Origin of the sequence: Mesorhizobium australicum, assembly GCF_900177325.1 — a bacterium.
Classification (GTDB): Bacteria; Pseudomonadota; Alphaproteobacteria; order Rhizobiales; family Rhizobiaceae; genus Mesorhizobium_A; species Mesorhizobium_A australicum_A.
This window is the reverse complement of sequence record NZ_FXBL01000004.1, coordinates 2,062,189-2,083,063: the sequence shown is the minus strand read 5'-3', so window position 1 is coordinate 2,083,063 and position 20,875 is coordinate 2,062,189. Positions and strand designations below refer to the sequence as shown.

Annotated in this window: 23 protein-coding genes; 10 read left to right on the top strand and 13 right to left on the bottom strand. The window is 66.2% G+C overall.

Annotation, left to right across the window (positions count from 1 at the left end):
- Positions 1-2: 2 nt before the first annotated feature.
- Positions 3-959 carry a fatty acid desaturase family protein gene (locus tag B9Z03_RS12600; RefSeq protein ID WP_085464514.1) on the bottom strand — a complete coding sequence of 319 codons (957 nt, stop codon included), beginning with the start codon at positions 957-959 and terminating at the stop codon, positions 3-5.
- Between the two features lie 99 nt (positions 960-1,058).
- Positions 1,059-1,427, bottom strand: coding sequence for a winged helix-turn-helix transcriptional regulator (locus tag B9Z03_RS12595; protein WP_085464513.1), 369 nt, complete (start codon positions 1,425-1,427; stop codon positions 1,059-1,061).
- A gap of 85 nt (positions 1,428-1,512) precedes the next feature.
- On the opposite strand from B9Z03_RS12595, the gene B9Z03_RS12590 reads away from it, so the two are divergent.
- Complete coding sequence (locus tag B9Z03_RS12590; RefSeq protein WP_085464512.1) at positions 1,513-2,115, top strand: NADPH-dependent FMN reductase; 603 nt, start codon at positions 1,513-1,515, stop codon at positions 2,113-2,115.
- Between the two features lie 472 nt (positions 2,116-2,587).
- Here B9Z03_RS12590 and B9Z03_RS12585 read toward each other — a convergent pair whose 3' ends face one another.
- The 3 genes from B9Z03_RS12585 to B9Z03_RS12575 all read right to left on the bottom strand — a co-directional run bounded on the left by B9Z03_RS12585 (position 2,588) and on the right by B9Z03_RS12575 (position 5,358).
- Positions 2,588-3,289, bottom strand: a complete 702-nt coding sequence (locus tag B9Z03_RS12585) for an LssY C-terminal domain-containing protein (protein ID WP_085464511.1) — start codon at positions 3,287-3,289, stop codon at positions 2,588-2,590.
- A gap of 40 nt (positions 3,290-3,329) precedes the next feature.
- On the bottom strand, positions 3,330-4,322 hold the full coding sequence (locus B9Z03_RS12580; protein ID WP_139832256.1) for an extensin-like domain-containing protein: 993 nt from the start codon (positions 4,320-4,322) through the stop codon (positions 3,330-3,332).
- Positions 4,323-4,422: 100 nt separating this feature from the next.
- Positions 4,423-5,358, bottom strand: coding sequence for an extensin family protein (locus B9Z03_RS12575; protein WP_085464510.1), 936 nt, complete (start codon positions 5,356-5,358; stop codon positions 4,423-4,425).
- 167 nt (positions 5,359-5,525) lie between these two features.
- Between B9Z03_RS12575 and B9Z03_RS12570 the strand changes: the two genes are divergently transcribed.
- Positions 5,526-5,870 (top strand): VOC family protein, encoded by a 345-nt coding sequence (locus B9Z03_RS12570; RefSeq protein WP_085467634.1) that lies wholly within the window; start codon positions 5,526-5,528, stop codon positions 5,868-5,870.
- A gap of 375 nt (positions 5,871-6,245) precedes the next feature.
- Positions 6,246-6,704 (top strand): hypothetical protein, encoded by a 459-nt coding sequence (locus B9Z03_RS12565; protein WP_139832254.1) that lies wholly within the window; start codon positions 6,246-6,248, stop codon positions 6,702-6,704.
- 373 nt (positions 6,705-7,077) lie between these two features.
- Here the strand turns inward: B9Z03_RS12565 and B9Z03_RS12560 are convergent, their stop codons facing one another.
- The 3 genes from B9Z03_RS12560 to B9Z03_RS12550 all read right to left on the bottom strand — a co-directional run bounded on the left by B9Z03_RS12560 (position 7,078) and on the right by B9Z03_RS12550 (position 11,749).
- Positions 7,078-7,335 (bottom strand): PepSY domain-containing protein, encoded by a 258-nt coding sequence (locus B9Z03_RS12560; RefSeq protein ID WP_085467633.1) that lies wholly within the window; start codon positions 7,333-7,335, stop codon positions 7,078-7,080.
- Positions 7,336-7,510: 175 nt separating this feature from the next.
- Positions 7,511-10,972 (bottom strand): chromosome segregation protein SMC, encoded by a 3,462-nt coding sequence (smc, locus tag B9Z03_RS12555; protein ID WP_085464508.1) that lies wholly within the window; start codon positions 10,970-10,972, stop codon positions 7,511-7,513.
- A gap of 51 nt (positions 10,973-11,023) precedes the next feature.
- The gene (locus B9Z03_RS12550) at positions 11,024-11,749 is read right to left on the bottom strand and encodes a DsbA family protein (protein ID WP_085464507.1); all 726 of its coding nucleotides are present in this window, start codon (positions 11,747-11,749) and stop codon (positions 11,024-11,026) included.
- Positions 11,750-11,934: 185 nt separating this feature from the next.
- Between B9Z03_RS12550 and B9Z03_RS12545 the strand changes: the two genes are divergently transcribed.
- On the top strand, positions 11,935-12,183 hold the full coding sequence (locus tag B9Z03_RS12545) for a DUF433 domain-containing protein (protein ID WP_085464506.1): 249 nt from the start codon (positions 11,935-11,937) through the stop codon (positions 12,181-12,183).
- Entirely contained in the window at positions 12,176-12,502 is a 327-nt protein-coding gene (locus B9Z03_RS29405; RefSeq protein ID WP_139832253.1) for a hypothetical protein, read from the top strand. The genes B9Z03_RS12545 and B9Z03_RS29405 overlap by 8 nt, the downstream gene beginning before the upstream one ends.
- On the opposite strand, the gene B9Z03_RS12540 is transcribed toward B9Z03_RS29405, so the two are convergent.
- Positions 12,499-12,999, bottom strand: a complete 501-nt coding sequence (locus tag B9Z03_RS12540) for a DUF721 domain-containing protein (protein ID WP_085464505.1) — start codon at positions 12,997-12,999, stop codon at positions 12,499-12,501. The two genes, B9Z03_RS29405 and B9Z03_RS12540, sit on opposite strands and share 4 nt — an antisense overlap.
- A 58-nt stretch (positions 13,000-13,057) precedes the next feature.
- Here B9Z03_RS12540 and mutY point away from each other — a divergent pair, with 58 nt between their 5' ends.
- Both mutY and B9Z03_RS12530 read left to right on the top strand, forming a co-directional pair.
- Positions 13,058-14,170 carry an A/G-specific adenine glycosylase gene (gene mutY / locus B9Z03_RS12535; RefSeq protein WP_139832252.1) on the top strand — a complete coding sequence of 371 codons (1,113 nt, stop codon included), beginning with the start codon at positions 13,058-13,060 and terminating at the stop codon, positions 14,168-14,170.
- The gene (locus B9Z03_RS12530) at positions 14,167-14,775 is read left to right on the top strand and encodes an HAD family hydrolase (RefSeq protein ID WP_085464503.1); all 609 of its coding nucleotides are present in this window, start codon (positions 14,167-14,169) and stop codon (positions 14,773-14,775) included. Before mutY ends, B9Z03_RS12530 begins: the two co-directional genes overlap by 4 nt.
- Here the strand turns inward: B9Z03_RS12530 and B9Z03_RS12525 are convergent.
- Genes B9Z03_RS12525 through B9Z03_RS12515 form a run of 3 tightly spaced genes read right to left on the bottom strand, consistent with a single transcriptional unit; the run spans position 14,769 to position 16,593 of the window.
- The gene (locus tag B9Z03_RS12525) at positions 14,769-15,170 is read right to left on the bottom strand and encodes a type II toxin-antitoxin system VapC family toxin (RefSeq protein ID WP_085464502.1); all 402 of its coding nucleotides are present in this window, start codon (positions 15,168-15,170) and stop codon (positions 14,769-14,771) included. The genes B9Z03_RS12530 and B9Z03_RS12525 overlap by 7 nt on opposite strands.
- A gap of 3 nt (positions 15,171-15,173) precedes the next feature.
- The gene (locus B9Z03_RS12520; RefSeq protein WP_085464501.1) at positions 15,174-15,404 is read right to left on the bottom strand and encodes an AbrB/MazE/SpoVT family DNA-binding domain-containing protein; all 231 of its coding nucleotides are present in this window, start codon (positions 15,402-15,404) and stop codon (positions 15,174-15,176) included.
- 55 nt (positions 15,405-15,459) lie between these two features.
- Entirely contained in the window at positions 15,460-16,593 is a 1,134-nt protein-coding gene (locus B9Z03_RS12515) for a site-specific DNA-methyltransferase (protein ID WP_085464500.1), read from the bottom strand.
- A gap of 154 nt (positions 16,594-16,747) precedes the next feature.
- Here B9Z03_RS12515 and B9Z03_RS12510 point away from each other — a divergent pair, with 154 nt between their 5' ends.
- On the top strand, positions 16,748-17,431 hold the full coding sequence (locus tag B9Z03_RS12510) for an HAD family hydrolase (RefSeq protein WP_085464499.1): 684 nt from the start codon (positions 16,748-16,750) through the stop codon (positions 17,429-17,431).
- On the opposite strand, the gene B9Z03_RS12505 is transcribed toward B9Z03_RS12510, so the two are convergent.
- Positions 17,432-18,037, bottom strand: coding sequence for a hypothetical protein (locus B9Z03_RS12505; RefSeq protein ID WP_139832251.1), 606 nt, complete (start codon positions 18,035-18,037; stop codon positions 17,432-17,434).
- A 126-nt stretch (positions 18,038-18,163) separates the two neighbouring features.
- Between B9Z03_RS12505 and thrC the strand changes: the two genes are divergently transcribed.
- Positions 18,164-19,567 carry a threonine synthase gene (gene thrC, locus B9Z03_RS12500; protein ID WP_085464498.1) on the top strand — a complete coding sequence of 468 codons (1,404 nt, stop codon included), beginning with the start codon at positions 18,164-18,166 and terminating at the stop codon, positions 19,565-19,567.
- Between the two features lie 14 nt (positions 19,568-19,581).
- The gene (locus B9Z03_RS12495) at positions 19,582-20,874 is read left to right on the top strand and encodes a M16 family metallopeptidase (protein ID WP_085464497.1); all 1,293 of its coding nucleotides are present in this window, start codon (positions 19,582-19,584) and stop codon (positions 20,872-20,874) included.
- Position 20,875: the final 1 nt, after the last annotated feature.

Genomic DNA, 20,875 nt, shown 5'->3' with positions numbered 1-20,875 from the left:
GCCTATTCGGCGGGCGCCGGATTGTCCGCCGGCTGCGCCTTCGGCGCCGGCGCCAGGCATTCGCGCACCAGCCCGGTCGAATAGCCGCGCGTGATGTGGGCGCCGGCGGCGAATTCCGGATCGGCCATCAGCGCCGCATGCAGCTTCGGCAGGTTGTAGAACGGCACGCTCGGATAGAGGTGGTGGTCGAGGTGGTAGTTCACGTTGTGCGGGGCGAAGAAGGCGCGCTCCCACAGATAGGGATAGACTGTGCGCGAAGAGCCCAGTTCGCTCTCGTAGTCCATCGAGCCGAAATGTTCGGCGACGGAACGGATGTAGAGGAAGAGCAGCATGAAGGTGAAGAACGGCAGCAGCCAGTAGAGAACGAAGCCGTGCCAGGCGCCGGTCAGGAAGAACACGAACGCCATCGCGATATAGAAACCGAAGCGCTTGAGCTGGTAGTGCAGCGGCCGCCCCTCGTCGTCCGACAGCCGCACCACGATCGATTTCATGTCGCGGTAGGACGAGATGCCGACCAGGTAGCCGAGCAGGTTCATGATGGCGTATTGCCAGCTCTGCGGGAAGGTGAAGTGCCGCGTGCCGAGCTTGATCTTCCAGTCGGGGTCCTTCTCGGTATTGGTGTAGCGGTGATGCGCGAGATGGTTCTTGCGGTAGCCGTCGACGAAGGTCAGCAGCGGCCAGGCGAGCAGCACATCGCCGACCCATTCCGAGGCCTTCTTGTTCGGGATGAAGCGGTAGTGGGCGAAGTCGTGGATCAGCACGCCCATCGCATGCATGCGCCCGCCGATGACCATCCAGGCCAGCACCAGCGCCCACGCGGTATCCATCCATTCCGAGAAGGCGATCGCCGCCGCGATCGTGGCCCAGTCCAGCGCAATTGCCGCAGCGGTGCGCCAGGGCTGCAGCTCGGAGAGCGCCTTCACCCTCTTCTGGTCGAGGTTGTAGCCGTATTCCCTCATCGGCGGTGTTTCCGTGGCGTGGACAGACCGTTGAACAAAGTGAAGTTTACGCTTTGCTAACCATAGGTGCCAGCGCGATTTTCCGCTGGCAGAGTTGCGTCAGACGACGGTCTCGTCGAAGCGCTCGCGCGCCTCGCGGATGCGCAGGATGTTCATGCGGGCCCATTCGCCCAGCGCCGTCACCGGCGTCAACAGCTCCTGGCCGAGTTCAGTCAGCTGGTAGTCGACGCGCGGCGGAATCGTTGGAAATACGGTGCGCGTGACGAAGCCGTCGCGCTCCAGCCCCCGCAGCGTGGTCGTCAGCATCTTCTGCGAAATGCCGCCGATCGTCCGCTTCAGTTCCGAAAAGCGCATCGGTCCCGAGCCGAGATACTGGACGACCAGAACCGTCCATTTGTCGCCCACCCGGGACAGCACCTCGCTCACCGCGCGGCAGTCTTCTGTATGGTGATGGTGACCTGGTTTCACGAAAGTGCCTCCTTGCGCGTTTCCACCGCTCTCTTATGTAGCGTCGGTATCTCAAAGATACCAGATTTCTTCAGGAGAGCCTATCATGTCCAAACCCAGGATTGGAATTGTCATCGGCAGCACCCGCGAGGGCCGCTTTGCCGACAAGCCCGCCCAGTGGATCTACGAGATCGCCAAGGCGCGCGGCGACATCGAGGTCGAGCTGGTCGACCTGCGCGACTTCCCGCTGCCCTTCTTCGACGAGCCGGCCTCGCCCGCCTGGGCGCCCTCGAAGAGCGACGTGGCGCAGAAGTGGCAGAAGAAGGTCGCGAGCTTCGACGGCTTCGTCTTCACCGCCGCCGAATACAACCGTGCGCCGACCGCGGTGCTCAAGAACGCCTTCGACTATGCCTACACCGAGTGGAACAAAAAGGCCGTCGGCTTCGTCGGCTATGGCGGCGTCGGCGGCGCGCGTGCGGTCGAGCACCTGCGCCTGATCGCGATCGAAACGCAGATGGCGCCCGTCAGGGCCGGCGTACACATCGTCTGGGCCGACATGCTGCCGGTCATGCAGGGCCAGAAGAAGCTCGAGGAGCTCGAGCACCTGAAGCAGTCGGCCGACGACATGCTGAACCAGGTCGCCTGGTGGTCGAAGGCGCTCCTCGCCGCCCGCAAGGCCGAAGCCGAGGAAGCCTCGATCGCCGCCTGAGCGGGGCGCGCATAATATTTGCCGCCTTAAACCCGACCACATCCGCCCCGCACAACATCCGGGGCGGATCGATTTTGAAGTGAGCACTCTTTGTCGACACGGTGCCGCTCGTTGGCAGGTTGTAGAAATCTTAGTTCGGGTGACCGAAAGGGTTATGATGCCAATAGAGCGAAGCCAAGGCCCATGCGGCGGGCAAACTCGAGAGCCTCAGCAAATATAGCGCATTCCATACTCGGTCACCGAGCGAGCAGCCATTACAGATTTCGGTCTCAAGCGCGGATTGAAGGGTGTCCGTCGCGCCGAGAATGAGCCACACAACCAGTGCAAACACGGCTACTGTCGTAATCTTATCCCAGCGTAGCCGCGACAATTTCAGCTCCTCTATAGCCCCTCAACCCTCCACTTTTTCTTACCCGTTGCCAAGTATCTGGCCACACGCCTACGCGTTGTTCGCGCTATTCACTTCCGCATTTCATCTGACTCTCAACACCCCCACCGTCGCCTTGCCGTCGGTAAAATACCGGTCGCCGCCGCCGTTGCGGCCGTCCTGCGTCGGCCCGACGCCGTCGATCGAGTAGCTGCTCTCCAAAAGCCCCGCCGCCTCGAAGCCGCCGATCAGGGCGTCGCGCTCCGCGTCAAGGTCCGGCGCGATGTGGTGGGTGATCTGCAGCGTGTCGTGCGACAGGCCGGCGTCGCGGTCGTAGCTCACCGCGCCCAGCCACAAGGGCCGCTCCTGCGCGCCGTCTCCCTCGACCTTCCACAACCGCGCGTGATGGCGCCGGCCGGCGCTGCCGCCGTCCTCCTTCTCGAAGGCGAGATCCTGCCGCTCGCCCTCATAGACCAGGTTGCTCACCGGTGCGTCCGGATAGGGGCGGTCGAGCAGCACGCTCAGCCCGATCGCAAGCGCCGACTTCAGCGTGATCGCATCCGCCGGCCGCCAGCCGATCGCATGGAAGGCCGCCACCACCTCCGCCTCCGCGCCCGCCAGCCCGAAATTGATCGGATCGCCGGGGATGCCGAGCGGCGTCGTGGTCAGCATCGGCTGCGGCGGCCGCCCGCGCTCGATCTCCGACCAGAAGAAGGGCGCGGCCAGATAGGCGACGAAGCCCCACACCGCCACGACGAACACCGTGCCGATCACCGCCCGCTTCGCCGACACCCGTCTCCGCGCCATGGCCGCTCCTCTTCGCAGAGAGCCTACACGAACGAAGCGCTCACTTGCACGCCTTGCGGCCGCTCCGCCGCTGGGCGATGTCGAAGTGGAAGTGGTTGCGGTGGTCGTAATTGTAGCCCGGCCCGAGCACGGTCGAGAAATAGTCGCAGGCGTCGGCGCGCACGTTGTTCAAGAGTCCCTTCTCGCGGAAGGAGAAGAAGCCCTTCTTGACCACTCCGATGTCCTTGCCGCTGTCGAGCTCGATGCGCATGATGTCCAGCGCGTTGCCCTTGGCGTGCTCCGACATGGTGCGCGAGCCGTTGATCTTGCGGCACGAATAGCTCGACCCCTGATGGATCGCCTTGACGCCGGTGAAATAGCGCCGCCGCGTCGACGGGCCGAGTTCGTATTTGGTCCATTTCGCCACCTGCAGCGCCATGCGGCAGGACAGCGTCGCTGCCGGCTTCATGGCGATGTCGCCCGACAGTTCCGACAGCTTCACCGGATAGTCGATGCCGCAATACTTGCCGTTGCCGACCGGCGGCAGGTCCTGGTACGTCGCGCCAAGCCGCTTCAGCTCGCGCCGGCAGTCGACCTCGCTCTGCGGCATCGTGCGCGGCACCGAGCTGCGGTCGCGATATTCGGGCGGCTGGTTCATGTAGGGGTTCGACGGCACCAGCCGCTGCAGGCCGGGAGCGGGCGTGATCGCCGCCTGAACCACCGGCGCATCCTCCGCCTCCTCGTCGATCGGCGGCGGCGCCATCACCGACATGGAGCCGGCCGGCACCTGGGCTGCGACAGCCGGCGCGGCCTGGTAGACCGGCTCCGCCACGGCCGGCTCCGACATCACCGGCGCGCTCTGCTCGACCGCCACGGGTGGCGCGGCATAAGTCACGCTGGCCGGAGGCGCGAGCGACACCGGCGCCATCACGGCCGCGGTCGGCGTGATGTCGATGTCCGGGCGCAGCACGTCGGAGGACGAGCAGGCGGCGAGGATGCCTGCCGCCGCGCCAAGCGATGTCGCCGCCGCGATGCCGCGCGCGATAAAGCCCATGGTCGGGTTTCCCTGTCCTGCCCCTCGACCGGCAAGGATAGGCCCGAAATGTAAAGGAATGCTCAGTGGCCGCCTTCACCCCTGCGGCCGAATTGCGGCGTCACTGGCAGAAGGCCGACCCCTTGCGCCGCGCCGCCAGGTCGAAGTGGAAATGCGAAGCGTGGTCGGGGTCGGAGCCCGGGCCGAGCACCGTGGTGAACGGCCCGCAGGCCGCCAGCCGCACCGCGAGCATGAACTCGCCCTCCGCCCGCTTCGATGCCTTGCCCACCTCGACCGTTCTTCCGTCTTTCAGCGTAAAGGCGCCGATGTCCAGCGCATTGCCGAACGCGTGCTCGGACAGCTTCGCCGAACCATGGCGCGGCCGGCAGACATAGGCCGAATCCTGCCGGATCGAGATCAGCTGCGAGCCGAGGATCGCCGATGCCTTCGGCACGATATGGTCGCGCGCAAACTCCGCCGCCCGCTGGGCGGTCGCGCAGTTCATCACCGCCTCGGGTGCCAGCGCCACGTCCTTCGACAGCGCCGTCACCGCCACCGGCCACGGCACCGAACATCCTGCTGCTTCGGCAAGCTGCGGCCTCTCCTCGAAGACGACGCCGAGCTCCTTCAGCCGCACGCGGCAGGCGGCCTCCTCCGCCGGCATCTCGGCCGGACGCGGCGGCGGCATCAGCGACGGCTCGGCCTTGCCCGGCCCGGTGGGAGCCTCATCCTTCCCCGGCCGGTCGGGCCGCGCCTCGGGCTTCGGCGAAGGCTCTGTCTGGCCGGCATCGGCGGGGGGCTTGTTCTCCCCCTTCACCTCCCCTGGCTGCTCAGGCCGCGGCTCGGGCCTCGGCGCCTCGCCGGCATCCGGCAGCCCGACCTCATCCTCCGCCCCCGTCTCGCTGGCTGCGCCCTTTTCGGCTTCGTTCTCGCGCGGCGACGCGTCCGGCGGATCGCCGGGCCGGGCGGGTCGCGGCTGCGGCGTCGGCACGTCGTCGGCGGCCCGCGCAACAGGCGCGGCTACGGCCATCGTCAGCACGAACAGGACCGCCCACATGCAACAAAACCGGACTGTCGGGGATTGGGGGAAACGGATCATCGTCTCGACAACGGCATCCGCCGGACCTGGTTCCGCGATGCGCGGCTCGCCCGACGAAGATTCCGCTTGCGGCCGTCGGGAGCGGTTACTAGAACATAACGAGAACATCTTGAGGAGTGTACATCATGCGCAAGACCGGAAAGCTCGATTATCTCGAACTGTCCGCCGCCGGAGGCTCGATGGACAGCGTCAAGGCCTTCTACGCCTCCGTCTTCGGCTGGTCGTTCACCGATTACGGCCCCACCTACGCTGCCTTCGACGAAGGACTGGAAGGCGGCTTCCAGGCCGACAAGGCCGACGCCCCGGCAAAGCCGCTGCCCGTCCTCTATTCGGAAAATCTCGAGGAGACGTTCGAGGCGGTGGAAGCCGCGGGCGCCCGCATCGTGCTGCCGATCTTCTCCTTCCCCGGCGGCCGCCGCTTCCACTTCGCCGACCCCGCCGGCAACGAACTCGCCGTCTGGGGCGAATGAGAGACCGGCAGGCCGATGGGGTGAAAAGGGACCGCCATGCGTACACCCCCTCCACCGCCTTCGGCGGTCCCCCTTCCCCGTGAACGGGGGAGGATCAGGTGCCTCGCCGCCTTCCGCTCGCATTCGTCATCAAAGGAACAGAAAGCGACGGCTGAGCGCATTGATCCTCCCCCGTTTTACGGGGGAGGGGGACCACGCGAAGCGTGGTGGAGGGGGCGCATGAGGCTGATGTCGTGCGAAGCACGGACCATCATTCCGATGGATCGATTTCCGCCCGTTTCCCGCTAACCCCTTGTTCCCATTAGCGCCCGAAATATTTCCATCCCCACCCTGCCGGCATGCCCGAAACTATGTCCGGTCAAACGGGAGCCGGAGATGGGCTGGAGGGCGAAGGCGGGGAGGCAACAGGCGGTAAAGGCGAGGATCGTCATGCGCCTCTTCTCGATCGCCGACATGGCCGAACAGGCTGCTAGCCGGTCGTTCTGGGTCCGCTGGTGCGTGCTGTGGGCCGCCTGGCAGGCGAATACGCTGCTGAGCGCCTATGTCGAAGGCACGCTCCGGAGCTTCGCCCGCAGACCCTGGACGCCCGTTCCGATGCCGGCGGGCTTCGGCAGCAGTCCTCTCGATGCGGAGGACATCGCCGATTCACTCAGGGCATTCGGGCTCTACATGAAGGCAGTGGCGGCGCATCTGTGCCGCCTGTCGTTCCTGCACCGGGGGCGGGCGTCCGACGAGGCCGGCAATGATAGCGCCGCGATCCACGGCCTGGGCGCGCTCATCGAGAGATCGGGGCAAGCCATCGTCTCGCCGGTCGAGTATCACGACACGTCCTAAAGGTGCGACCGTCGTGCCCTTATCGCAGTGTCATCGCCTATAACATCGGCCTTCCCTTGCACGGGGAGGACAATCGCGCGCGCCGTCATTCCGGGGCCGCGCAGCGGAACCCGGAATCCAGAGCGCCGGGCAAGCAAGCTGTTTACCGACCGTCGCGACCATGTCGGAGCGTGGATCAGAACAGCGCGCAGGCGTCGGCGACCTGGATTCCGGGTTCCGCTGCGCGGACCCGGAATGACGGCGGATGAGGGGGGCGCCAAACTTTCGAAAGCTCGCGCTGCCCCTCATCCGCCCTTAGGGCACCTGTGCCGGGGCGAGCCGCTTGTCTCGCCCGTCCTTCGGACCCCGTGAACGGGGAGAAGGAGAACCATCCTCAATCGTCCTTCTTCGAGATCGCCAGCGACTGCGTGTCGAGTTCGAGGTCCCATTCCTTGCCCTCGTCGTCGATGGCGTCGTCCACTTCCCAGACCCGATTGTCGTCCAGCTCGATCGAACCCCAGGACGTATATCCCTCGCCCCTCAGCGCCGCCTCGATGCGGACGCGCTCGTCCGGTGTCGGGGGGCGGTCGTCGGCAAGCGCCGGGGTCGCGACGAGTAGGACAAAGGGGGCGGCGAGGATGAGGTGCTTCATGATCGTCTCCTTGAGATAGGGGAGCCGATAGAGGATGCGTCCCGACAAAGGCAACACGGCGGCGGTGAATTGTCCGTGAGCGAAGAGGCCTGGGAGCCTGTTCGAAATGCGCTGTGGCCAGTCAGTTGGCCGGAAGCGCAGAAAACGCCGTCAGAGCGAATTTCGAAACAATCTCTCAGCTCGCCTCGCGGATGCGCTCGGCGGTCTGGAGATCGACCGAGACGAGCTGGCTCACGCCCTGCTCGGCCATGGTGACACCGAACAGCCGGTTCATGCGGGCCATGGTGATCGGATTGTGGGTGATGACGACGAAGCGCGTATCGGTCGAGGCCGCCATCTCGTCCATCAGGTTGCAGAAGCGCTCGACATTGTGATCGTCGAGCGGCGCGTCGACCTCGTCCAGCACGCAGATCGGCGCGGGATTGGTGAGGAAGACCGCAAAGATCAGCGCCATCGCCGTCAGCGCCTGCTCGCCGCCGGACAGCAGCGTCATCGTCTGCGGCTTCTTGCCGGGCGGCCGGGCGAGGATCTCCAGCCCTGCCTCCAGCGGGTCCTCCGATTCGATGAGCTGCAGCTCGGCCGTGCCGCCGCCGAACAGGTGGGTGAACAGGCGCTGGAACTGCGCGTTGACCACTTCGAAGGCAGCGAGCAGCCGTTCGCGGCCCTCGCGGTTGAGGCTCTGGATGCCCTGGCGCAGCTTCTTGATCGCCTCGACGATGTCCTCGCGTTCGGACACGATCAGTTCCAGCCGCTCGGACAGCTCCTTCTGCTCCTCCTCGGCGCGCAGGTTGACCGCGCCCAGCCGTTCGCGCTCGATCTTCAGCCGCTCCAGCCGCCGCTCGACCTCGCCCATGTCGGGCAGTTCGGCATCCGCCTCCAGCCCGGCCTGTTTCAGCACCAGGTGCGGCGCGACGCCCATCGCCTCCTGGATGCGTGCCTCCGCCTCGCGGCGGCGCTCGTCGGCCGCCGCCAGCCGCTCCTCGGCGCGGGCGCGGCCTTCGCGCGCCTCCGACAGCGACTGGATCGCGCCGGTCGCGGCCTTGTCGAGCGCGGCCTGCCGGTTCTCGGCCTCCTGCAGCCGGTCGGCCGCCTGCCTGCGCAGCTGCTCGGCCTTGCTGATCTCGCTCAGCAGCGCGCGGCGGCGTTCGTCCAGCTCGTCGGGCGCATCGGCAAGGGCGGCGAACTCGCTCGCCGTCTCGGCCTTGCGCGCGGCAAGGGCCTCTATCTGCCGGTCGGCATTTTCGGCGCGCGACACCCAGTTGCGGCTCTCGGCCGCGATCGCCTCCAGCCGCCTGCGCCGCGCCTCGCTTTCGCGCTTCAGCCCGTCATGGGCCGCGCGCGCATCGGCGAGCTTCGCCCGGTCCTGCGCCACGTCGGCCGACATGCGGTCGAGCCTGGACTGGAGATCGCCGAGGTCGGGTGCGGCGGCCAGCGCGCGTTCCGCCTCGGCAAAGGCTCCGGCCGCCTCGTCGCGGCTTTCCACGATCCGCGCGCGCGAGGCTTCCAGCGCCGAGCGCCGTCCGGCGAGCTGACCGGCCGCGGCCTCCGCCTTCGCCAGCGCATCGCGCGCCTCCGTCACTGCCCGCTGCGCCGCGCGCCAGTCGTCGCGCGCGGTGCGCTCGGTCTCCACCGCGCTCTTGGTCGCGGCCTCCGCCTCGGCCTGAGCGGCCTCGGCAGCGCGGGCGGCCACGGTCGCGGTCGTGGCCTCGGCTTCCAGCTCGGCAAGCCGGTTCTTCTGCGCCAGCCTGAGCGCGGCCGCCGTCGGCGCGTCCGCGCTGGCCGTCAGCCCGTCCCAGCGCCACAGCGCGCCATTCTTCGTCACCAGACGCTGGCCCGTCGCGAGCAGCTTCTGCAACCGCGGCCCGTCCTCCGCCTCGACGATGCCGACCTGCGCCAGCCGCCGCGCGAGCTGCGAAGGAGCGCGGACGACCTCGGAGAGCGGCCGCGCGCCTTCCGGCAGCACCGGATCGCCGCCAGTCCCGTTCACATCCGCCGCCCAGTGCACCGGTGCGACGCGATCGAGCGCCGCGTCAAGGTCGTCGCCGAGGGCTGCGCCCAGCGCCGTCTCGAACCCCTTGTCGACCTTGATCTGCTCCACCACCGCCGGGAAAAGTCCGCCCGACTGCGCATTCAGCATCTTGGCAAGCGTGCGCGCCTCGGTCTCGATCCGGCCAAGCTCCGCCCGTGCCGCCTGCAGGGCCGGCCGCGCCGCGGCCTCGCGGCCTCGCGCCGCCTCCACCGCCTTCTCGGCGGCGATCGTCGCGGCTTCGGCGGTCGACACCGCCTCGGTCGCCTGTTCCACCAGCTTCTGCTTCTCGGCGGGGTCAGGCAGGCCGGCCAGCTTCGCGGCGATCTCGGCCGCCTCGCGGTCGGTGTCGGCGAGCTGACGGTCAAGCCGATCGCGCCGCTCGGCCGCATCGCGCAGCGAGCGCTCGGCCTGGGTGCGCTGCGCCGAAGCTTCCGCCCGCTCCGAGGTGAGCTTGCTCAACGCGGCTTCCGAGAGCGTGAGCTGCGTCGACGCTTCCTCGAAGGCTGCGCGCTTCTCCCGCTCGCGGTCGACCGCGCCCTCTTCCTCGGCCTTGAGCGTAGCCTCCTCGTCGGCCAGTCGCTTCAGGATATCGGCATTGTCGCGCACCATCTGCTCCTCGCGGGCGATATCCGCGTCGAGCTGGGCAATCCGCTTCTCGAGCTCGGAATGGCGGGAGCGGATGCGCTGCGCCTCCTCCTCGACCTGGGTCCTGGCGATCGTCAGGCGCTGCAGGGCGGCCGCCGCCTTCGCCTCCTCCTCGCGCAGGCCGGGCAGGTGGTGCGCGCCGACCGCCTGGTCCTTGGCGGCGTCCATCTGCTCCTTGGCGCGCTCGGCCACCACGTTGGTCGCGGCCGACAGCGCGCTCTGCGCTTCGGCCTCCTGCGCCTTGGCGAGCGTCCAGCGCAGGTGCAGCAGCGTCGCCTCCGCCTGGCGGATGTCGGCAGAGAGCGCCTTGAAGCGCGAGGCCTGCCGCGACTGGCGCTTCAGGCTCTCGATCTGGCTCTCCAGCTCGCCGACCACGTCCTCCAGCCGTTCGAGGTTCTGTTCGGCCGCGCGCAGCCTCAGCTCCGCTTCATGCCGTCGCGTGTGCAGGCCGGAAATGCCGGCCGCCTCTTCCAGAAGGGCCCGGCGCGCCTGGGGCTTCGCCTGGATCAGCTCGCCGATGCGGCCCTGCCCCACCATCGAGGGCGAGCGCGCGCCGGTCGACTGGTCGGCGAAAAGAAGCTGCACGTCCTTGGCGCGCGCCTCCTTGCCGTTGATGCGGTAATTGGACCCCGCCTCGCGCTCGATGCGGCGCGAGATCTGCAATTCGTCGCCGTCATTGTAGGCGGCGGGCGCGCTGCGGTCGGTGTTGTCGAGGAAGAGCGTGACCTCGGCCGTGTTGCGCGAGGGGCGCGTGGCGGAACCCGAGAAGATCACGTCGTCCATGCCGGACGCGCGCATGTTCTTGTAGGAGCTCTCGCCCATCACCCAGCGCAGCGCCTCGACAAGGTTCGACTTGCCGCAGCCGTTCGGGCCGACGATGCCGGTGAGCCCCCCTTCGATGACGAATTCGGAGGGCTCGACGAAGGACTTGAAGCCGAGGAGGCGGAGCCGGGAGAACCGCATCAGGCGGCACCCCGGCGAGCGGACACGCTGAAGCGCGCGCCCGAAAGCGCGTCAGAGCTTGGCGTCGATGATGGCCGACAGTTCGTCAACCGTAAGGGCTCCCGCATATTTGTCGCCGTTGATGAAGAAGGTCGGGGTCGAGTCGACCTTGAACTCGTCGGCGCCACGCGTACGCACCGCTCTGATGTCGTCCAGAAGCTTCTGGTTGGTCAAGCAGGCGTTGAAGGACTCCTGTGAAAAACCTGCAAGCTTGGAGATTTGCAGAAGCGCCGACTGCGCATCCTGGGCCCGCACCCAGTTGTTCTGCTGCTTGAACAGCACGTCGATCATCGGGAAATACTTGTCGTTCGAGCAGCGGGCGAGCATGAAGCCGGCTTCCGCGCGCGGGTCGAACGGGAATTCGCGCATGATCAGCCGGGCCTTGCCGGTGTCGATATACTTGGTCTTGATTTCCGGCAGCGTCGTCTCGTGGAAATGCGCGCAGTGCGGGCAGGTCATCGAGGCATATTCGACGATGGTCACCGGGGCGTCGGCCTTGCCGAGCATCTGCTCGGGCAGCGAGCCGGCCTCCAGCAGCTTGGCCATGTCGACGCTGCCCTGCGCGGCCGGCGCTGCGACGGCGGGCTTCGACGGGGTCGCGGGTGTTGCGGGCGTCGCTGGCTGCTCGCCGGCAGCCTGCTGCTTCGGCGCATCGTCGCTGCATGCCGCCAGAAGCGCCACGGCGGAAACCGCGCCAAGCGAGAGAAGAACGTCCCTGCGACGCATCGAAAAGCTCATGTGAATCACCTGTTGCCGAGAGAAATGCGGTGTAGCGACTAGCAGATGCCGCTTAGCACGCCAATTATGGCAAGATTGTCCGCGTTCCCAATGCCGTTTTCTGCCGTCCCGTTCACGAACGCGCTATCGCCGACATGGCCTGACGCTCCGGATGTGATATTGTTGGGCCGAAAGGTGCAACCGCTATGACGTACATTGATGCGATTGTCCTGAAGGACCTTGGACGTATCGTCACCAGCGACGCAAATGTCCTTGCTGGGCGCCCTGTTTTCAGGGGGACTCGTGTCCCGATCGAGATCCTGTTCGACAATCTGGCCGACGGGATGTCCCTCGACGAAATACTGGACGAATATCCGACGATCTCCAGAAGCGACGCCGTAGCGCTGATACAACTCATTCCGGCGGCGATTCGATCTTCGTCGCCCCATGATTGAGGCGCAACTGGATGAGAGCGTGCCGAGACAACTGGCCCGGGCGCTTGAACCCTTCGGAATTCGGGCGCGGCCGTTCCCCCAAAGCTGGAAAGGGCTTGCCGACGGGGACCTGCTCGATCGCATCGAGTCTCTAGGCTGCAGTGTCTTTATCACATGTGACGGGCACATGCAGTCGCAGCAGTCGCTCGGCAGGCGCAGCTTCGCCGTGATCACGATCCCGACCAATCGCCGTCGGACCGTGATCGTGAATGCCGCCAAGATCGCAGAACTCGCCCGGCACGCTGCGCCCGGATCGCATTCGGTTGTCGACGTGAGCTAACGCGTCCTGCTCGATTTCACCGCGCGGCCGAGCCTCTCCAGAGAGGCACGCAGTGCGTCGTCCTCGATGACCGCCACCGATTGCGTGACCGACGCCGTCTCCTCGCGGGAGAGTTCGCGCGGGCGGGGGCGTCTGGCCTTGCCGGTGTCGCCGATGGGCTTCTGCAGGATACGGATGCGGCCGAGCGCGGCAAAGCCCAGGAAGGCGTTCACCCTGGAAATGATCTCGCCTGTCTGGTGCTGCAGTTGCAGCGCGGAGGCGCCTTCGCAGGCGATCACCAGTGTTGCCGGCTCGAATGGGTCGTCCTCGCCCGCGCGGCGCGGCCAGAGGATCTTCTCGGGTCGCGACGCCTGCGCCAGCCGCGGGCCCGCGATCTCTTCCCACGACTGAACGAGCGCCGTCGAGACGCCGGTCTTGCGACGCAGCACCGGATCGAGGATCGCCGCGGCGAAATCTCCGACCGGTCGCGCATTGCGGGGTGATGAATTGCCTGCCATGAACCCAGCGCCGAAGCACCTCCCAACGAACCGGACATCTATACCAACCCGCCGCGCGATGACATCCCTACCCACCTATTCCACCAGGCAGGCAGACGGTTTCGCAGAGCTTCTGCTCGCCTGGTACGACCGGCACGCGCGCGACCTGCCCTGGCGCGTGCCTCCGGCAAAGGTCGCCGCCGGTCTGCGGCAGGACCCTTACCTGGTCTGGCTGTCCGAGATCATGCTGCAGCAAACCACAGTCTCGGCGGTGCGGCCCTATTTCCGGACTTTCGTCGAGAAATGGCCGACGGTAGGCGACCTCGCGGCCGCTCCCGTGGACGACGTGATGAAGGCCTGGGCCGGGCTCGGCTATTATTCCCGCGCCCGCAACCTCAAGAAGTGCGCCGAGATGGTGGTCAGCCAGCACGGCGGCCGTTTCCCGGACACGGAGGCCGGCTTGCGGACACTTCCCGGCATCGGCCCCTACACCGCCGCCGCCATTTCGGCGATCGCCTTCGACCGGCCGTCGGCGGTGGTCGACGGCAATGTCGAACGCGTCGTCACCCGCTACCGCGCCATCGCCACGCCGCTGCCGGAGGCGAAGCCCGAGATCGGCGCCTTCGTGGCCTCCACCGTGCCACACAGCCGCCCCGGCGACTTCGCCCAGGCGATGATGGACCTTGGCGCCACGATCTGCACCCCGAAACGGCCGGCCTGCGTGCTCTGCCCGCTGCGCGACGGCTGCCGGGCGCTGAAGGCGGGCGATCCGGAGTTCTATCCGGTCAAGGCCGCGAAGAAGGAAAAGCCGAAGCGCGTCGGCGCAGCCTTCGTGGCGGTGCGCCGCGACGGCGCCGTTCTCCTGCGCAAGCGCCCCGAGAAGGGACTGCTCGGTGGCATGGCGGAGGTGCCCGGCACGGACTGGACCGCCCGGATCGATGGAGCGACCGGCGCCGAAGCCGCCCCTTTCCGTGCAAACTGGCGCCCGAAAGGCTCGATCTACCACGTCTTCACCCATTTCGAGCTCGAACTGTCGGTGTTCATCGCCTATGTCGATACAGCTCCTCCGTCGGGACATTGGTGGTCTTCCCGCGCGACAATCCACAGCGAAGCGTTGCCCACCGTCATGAAAAAGGTGATCGAGGCTGCGATAGAGGGCGCCACCCAAAAGCCTCGACGGAGACCCGAATGACCGAGATCCGCCATATCGTCTTCGATATCGGCAAGGTGCTGATCCACTACGATCCCGACCTGCCCTTCAGCCGCCTGATCCCGGACGAGGCGCGGCGGCGCTGGTTCTTCGACAATGTCTGCACCTCCGACTGGAACATCGAGCAGGACCGCGGCCGTGCTTGGGGCGACGCGGAGGCGCTGCTGATCGAGCGCTATCCGGAGGAGGCCGACAACATCCGCGCCTTCCGCCAGAACTGGCACGAGATGGTGTCGCACCACTACGAGGATTCGGTCGCGATCATGCTCGGCCTGATCGAGGACGGCCGCGACGTGACGATGCTGACCAACTTCGCCGCCGACACCTTCGCCGAAGCCCGCATGCGGTTCCCGTTCCTCAACCGGCCGCGCGGCGTGACGGTCTCGGGCGAGATCGGCCTCATCAAGCCCGACCGCGCGATCTACGAGCGCCATGCCGCCGATTTCGACCTCGAACCGGCCGCCAGCCTGTTCATCGACGACAGCGCGAAGAACGTGCAAGGGGCGATCGACGCCGGCTGGCAGGCGGTGCTGTTCGAGGGGGCGGAGAAGCTGGAAGCGGACCTAAGGCGGCTGGGCGTTCACTGAGGAGCGATCAAGCGAACCGTTGGAAAGTATGCCCTGTATCGAGCGACATCTCTGGTGAGAACGGGAATCTGCAATACCGCAGCGTGAGCACCGATGAAAAAGTCGGGCAAGACGCCTGTTCGCATCCCACCTGACTGGCGGTATTTATGGTAAGCCTTTCCGGCAAGAAAGAGCGCCGATCGCGGTATCTGAACCATCTCCAGTTCCAGCTTCTCCACCAGATCGTCCAACTCTTCGATCAAGGTGTAGCCTACAGACAGCTCAGCATAGACAATTTCGTTGATCAGCAGCGGTCCAGACGCGCTTGCCAATTCAAGCTGGTTCAGCGACCAGATCGCCCAGTTGGGATCGAAGGTCGCAACGTCCAGAATGACGTTCGTGTCAACGAATATCACCCACTAGTCACCACGGGTCAGCGCCATGATCTCGTCGGTTGAAAGCCCTTTTCCGGCATGACCGAGAAGTGCTGAAAATTTCGAGCGCCTTGGCTGACCGTCTGCTCGAACCAATACAAAGGTCCCGTCGCCCGCAGGCTTGAATTCAACCTTCGTGCCGGGCACGATTCCAAGCACGTCCCGGACCTGCTTCGGGATCGTGACCTGCCCTTTTGATGTCACCGTAGTGGCCATCAGAGCCTCCAGTATTACCCATCTTGCATCAAGGTAATACCGGAGCGATAGCTACTCAAGCCCCAACCCCCGCCATCTGATCGCGGATAACCCGCCTCAGCGCGTCGATCGGCTCCAGCCTGCCTTCGCGCTCGACATGCCAGAAGGTCCAGCCGTTGCAGGCTTCCAGCCCCTGAACCATCGCACCAAGGCGGTGGATCGAGCCGGCGTCGCGGCCGATGGCCAGCGTGCCGTCGGCGCGCACCTGCGCCGTCCAGCGGCGGCGGGCGTCGGAAAGCTCCGCGCCCGGCGCGATCAGGCCCGCCTCGACCAAACTGCCGAAGGCAACGCGCGGCTCGGCGCGCTTGCCGCCCATCACAGCCGTCTCGCCGGCGCCCAGCGGCTCGACCGCCGCGATGCGCGCCGTCGCCGCGTCGATATAGGACTGCTCGCGCTCGATGCCGACGAAGTGCCGGCCGAGGCGTTTTGCGACCGCACCGGTGGTGCCGGAGCCAAAGAAGGGATCGAGCACGACGTCGCCCGGCTTGCTCGACGCCATCAGGATGCGCGCCAAAAGCGCCTCCGGCTTCTGGGTCGGGTGGACCTTGTCGCCGTTCTCATCCTTCAGCCGCTCGCCGCCGGTGCAGATCGGGAACAGCCAGTCGGTGCGCATCTGCAGGTCGTCGTTCGCCGCCTTCATGGCATCGTAGTTGAAGGTGTAGCCCTTGGCCGACTGGTCGCGCGAGGCCCAGATCAGCGTCTCATGCGCGTTCTGGAAGCGGCGGCCGCGGAAGTTCGGCATCGGGTTGGTCTTGCGCCAGATGACGTCGTTGAGGATCCAGAAGCCGAGATCCTGCAGCTTGGCGCCGACGCGGAAGATGTTGTGGTAGGAGCCGATCACCCAGATCGTGCCGTTGGGCTTGAGCACGCGGCGAGCTGCCAGCAGCCAGGCGCGGGTGAAGGCGTCATAGACCTCGAAGCTCTCGAACTGGTCCCAGGCGTCGTCGACCGCATCGACCTTCGATTGGTCGGGGCGGTGCAGGTCGCCTTCGAGCTGGAGGTTGTAGGGCGGGTCGGCGAAGATCACGTCGACCGATTTCTCGGGCAGGCGTTCGAGGGCCGCTATGCAATCCCCCTTGAGGATCGTGTCGAGCCATTCGGCTTTGGCGGAAACGGCAGAAAGGTCGTCGACGAGACGGACGGCGGACATCGGCACACTCACGATACGCGTTACGTTTACCTGCCGTTATGGTTACCGAGCTGGGTAAATATTTAATGAAGTGAGTGGCTTGCGACGACGGTTTGCGGAGCCGCGCGGTTTGGTGTATTCGCCGCGCCTCCCCCCGACCTCCAGGACTTCTTCCATGCCCCAGCCCGATCTCGTCATCTTCGATTGCGACGGCGTGCTCGTCGATTCCGAAGTGATCGCCGCCCGCGTCGACGCGGAACTGATCACCGCGGCCGGGTTTCCCATCGAAGCGGAGGAGGTGGCCGAGCGCTTCGCCGGCCTGACGTTCCATGACATCCTGCTGGAGGTCGAAAAACTCTCGGCGGTTCCCCTGCAGGCTTCGCTGATCGACGAGGAGCGCAAGCTCCTAGATGCGCGCATCGCAAAGGAGATTCGCGCGATCGACGGCGCCCGTGAGGCGGTCGCACGCGTCGATGCACCGCGCTGCATCTGCTCGAACTCGACGCTCGACCGGCTGGACATGATGCTGACGAAGACCGGGCTGAAGCCGCTGTTCGGCGACCGGATCTTCTCCTCGCGCGCCATCCCCGACGCGAAGCCGAAGCCCGCGCCGGACGTCTTCCTCTACGGTGCGAAGATGATGAACGCCGATCCGGAGAACACCTTCGTCCTTGAGGATTCCGTCCACGGCGTGCATGCGGCGCGCGCGGCAGGCATGCGGGTGATCGGCTTCACCGGCGCGTCGCACAGCTATCCGGGACATGCCGACCGCCTGACGGAAGCGGGCGCGGAGACGGTCATCCGCCGCCTCGTGGATTTCAATACGGTGCTGGCGGCGCTGTCCGAATGGGCCGAGTGATCAGTTCGCCTGCTTCGGCTTCTTTTCCGGCCCCTGGTCGAAGCCGGCATAGACCACGAACTTGGTGTCCGGCGGCGTCGGGAAGCTCACGTTCGGATCGTTGAACACGAACTGGGAGGCTCCGCCCAACGCTGTGATGTTGACCGGATACTGGTGCAGCTGGGTGTAGAGCACCTCGTCGCCGCGCATCACGGCGATGCGGATCGGCAGGGTGACCGAGCCGTCCTTCGCAGCCGGGCCGGGAACCACCCGGCCGGCTACCGCGACGTTCACCGTCATCGTTCCGGGACCGTAGGTGCAGGAGCGCGTCATGTCGCCGATCGAGGCCTGGTAGACGATCTTGGTCGGGTCGGCATTGCCGTCCTTGTCCTTCCCGTCCTTCGTGTAGCTGTCGTAGTAGGCGGTGCCGTCGCGCAGTTGCACGCGCGGGCAGAAGGCGCGCAGTTCCTCGATCCCGACCTTCTGCTTCTGTTCGGCCTGGCCACCGCCGCCGCCCAGATTGAGCACGCCGGCCGTGTCGTTCGACTGGCACCCGGCGGCGAAGAGCATAAAGCCTGCGGCCGCGAATTTGCCGAGATTGCGGACACCGAACGAAACTGACTGCATGAACTACACTTTCCTCGCGCGACGCGGCCCTCTATACCAACGCCGACTTCAGATTGCGACCCGGATTGCGGCGCTTTTTCGGGCGAGACGACAGACCGACCACGCACAGGCTACAGGCTTCCACAGATGAAATTCGTCAGCACCCGGGGCGAGGCTCCCATTCTCGGCTTTTCCGACGCGTTGCTTGCAGGGCTGGCGCGCGACGGCGGTCTTTACCTGCCGCAAAGCTGGCCGACCTTCTCCGCCGCCGACATCCGCGCCATGCGCGGCCTCTCCTATCCCGACCTCGCAATCCGCCTTCTGACGCCCTTCGTCGGCGACGAGATTCCGCAGGCCACCTTCGCGAAAATCGTGCGCGAGGCCTACGCCACCTTCCGCCACGACGCCGTGTGCCCGATCGTGCAGCACGGCCCTGACAGCTACCTGCTGGAACTCTTCCACGGCCCCACCCTCGCCTTCAAGGACGTGGCGATGCAGCTGCTCGCCCGGCTGATGGACCATGTGCTGGCCGAGCGGGGCCAGCGGGCGACGATCGTCGGCGCCACGTCGGGCGACACAGGAGGGGCGGCGATCGACGCTTTCGCGGGGCGCGAGCGGACCGACATCTTCATCCTGTTTCCCAACGGCCGCGTCTCCCCTGTGCAGCAGCGGCAGATGACGACCTCCGGCGCATCCAATGTCCACGCCATCGCGGTCGAGGGCAATTTCGACGACTGCCAGGCGCTGGTGAAGGGCATGTTCAACGACCATGCCTTCCGCGACCGCACGATGCTGTCGGGCGTTAACTCGATCAACTGGGGCCGGATCATGGCCCAGATCGTCTATTACTTCTCGTCTGCGCTTTCGCTCGGCGCACCGGACCGCTCCGTCTCCTTCACCGTGCCGACTGGCAATTTCGGCGACATTTTCGCCGGATACGCGGCCAAGCGGATGGGCCTGCCCGTCGACCGGCTGGTCATCGCCACCAACGACAACGACATTCTGGCACGCACGCTGGCGAACGGAACCTACGAGACGCGCGGTGTCGTTCCCACGACCTCGCCCTCGATGGACATCCAGGTCTCGTCCAACTTCGAGCGGCTCCTGTTCGAGGCGGCCGGACGCGACGCCGCCGCGGTGCGCGGCTATATGGACAGGCTGAAGCAGTCCGGCGCGTTCACCATCGCCGACGATCACCTCGCCAGGATCCGCGCCGAGTTCGACGCCGGCCGCTCGTCGATGGCCGAGACAGCCGAGACGATGAAATCCGTCCTGTCCCGCAATTCCTACCTGCTCGATCCGCACAGCGCGATCGGTGTGCGTGTGGCGCAGGGTCAGAGGGGGGCATCGCCCATGGTCGTGCTGGCGACTGCCCATCCGGCCAAGTTCCCCGATGCGGTGAAATCGGCTACAGGTATCGCTCCCGCCCTGCCTGAATGGCTGTCCGACCTGATGACGAGGCCCGAAAACTACAAGGTGCTTCCCTCGGACCCGAAAATGATAGAAGACTACGTATCCGCCCGGTCCAGGGCCGCCGCGGAGCGTGTCTAGGGAGAGAAGTGCGCATGGGCGTTGAGGTAAGCCGTCTGTCGAACGGCCTGACGGTTGCAACCGAAAACCTGCCCCACATCGAAACGGTAGCGCTGGGCGTCTGGGTGAAGTCCGGCGCGCGCGACGAACGTCCCGAAGAGCACGGCATGGCGCACCTGCTCGAGCACATGGCCTTCAAGGGCACATCGCGCCGCTCCGCCTGGCGCATCGCCTCCGAGATCGAAAATGTCGGCGGCGAGATCAACGCCGCGACCAGCGTCGAGACGACCTCGTTCTATGCCCGCGTGCTGCGGGACGACGTGCCGCTGGCGATCGATATTCTGGCCGACATCCTGACCGACTCCTCTTTCGATCCGGACGAACTCGAGCGCGAGCAGCACGTGATCCTGCAGGAGATCGGCGCAGCGCACGACACGCCCGACGACATCGTCTTCGACCGCTTCACCGAGGTCGCGTTCCGCAACCAGACGATCGGCCGCTCCATCCTCGGCACACCCGCCACGGTCGAGTCCTTCACCTCGGCCAACATCCGCGACTTTCTTGAGCGACAGTACGCGGCCGATCGGATGGTCGTGGTCGCAGCCGGCGCGGTGGACCACGACGAATTCGTCAAGCTGGTCGAAAAGCATCTCGGCGGCTTCCGTGCGACCTGCACCAGCAAGCCGGCGGCCATCGCTTCCTATACCGGCGGCGATTTCCGCGAGGTGCGCGACCTGCAGGACGCGCAGATCATCCTCGGCTTCGAGGGGCGCGCCTACCACGTGCGCGACTTCTACGCCTCGCAGCTCCTGTCGATGATACTCGGAGGCGGCATGTCGAGCCGCCTCTTCCAGGAAGTGCGCGAGAAGCGCGGCCTCTGCTACTCCGTCTATGCCTTCCACTGGGGCTTCTCCGACACGGGGCTCTTCGGCGTCCACGCGGCGACAGGCCAGGCGGATATCGCCGAGCTCGTTCCGGTGATCATGGAGGAACTGCGCAAGGCCGGCGAAACCATTTCCGAAGAAGAGCTCAACCGCGCACGCGCCCAGTATCGCGCCGGGCTGCTGATGTCGCGAGAGAGCGCGGCCAGCCGTGCCTCCCAGATCGCCCGGCAGATGATGCTCTATGGCCAGCCGATCGTGATGGAAGAGCTCCTCGACCGGCTGTCGAAGATCACCACCGAACGGCTCACGGATCTGTCCTCGCGCCTGTTTTCGTCGCCCCCCACGGTGGCTGGCATCGGCCCGATCGGCGGACTGGCGTCCTACGACGCGATCCGCGACACGCTTTCCGGTCCCTCGCCGCTGCTGCGGAAAATCGCCGTCTGAC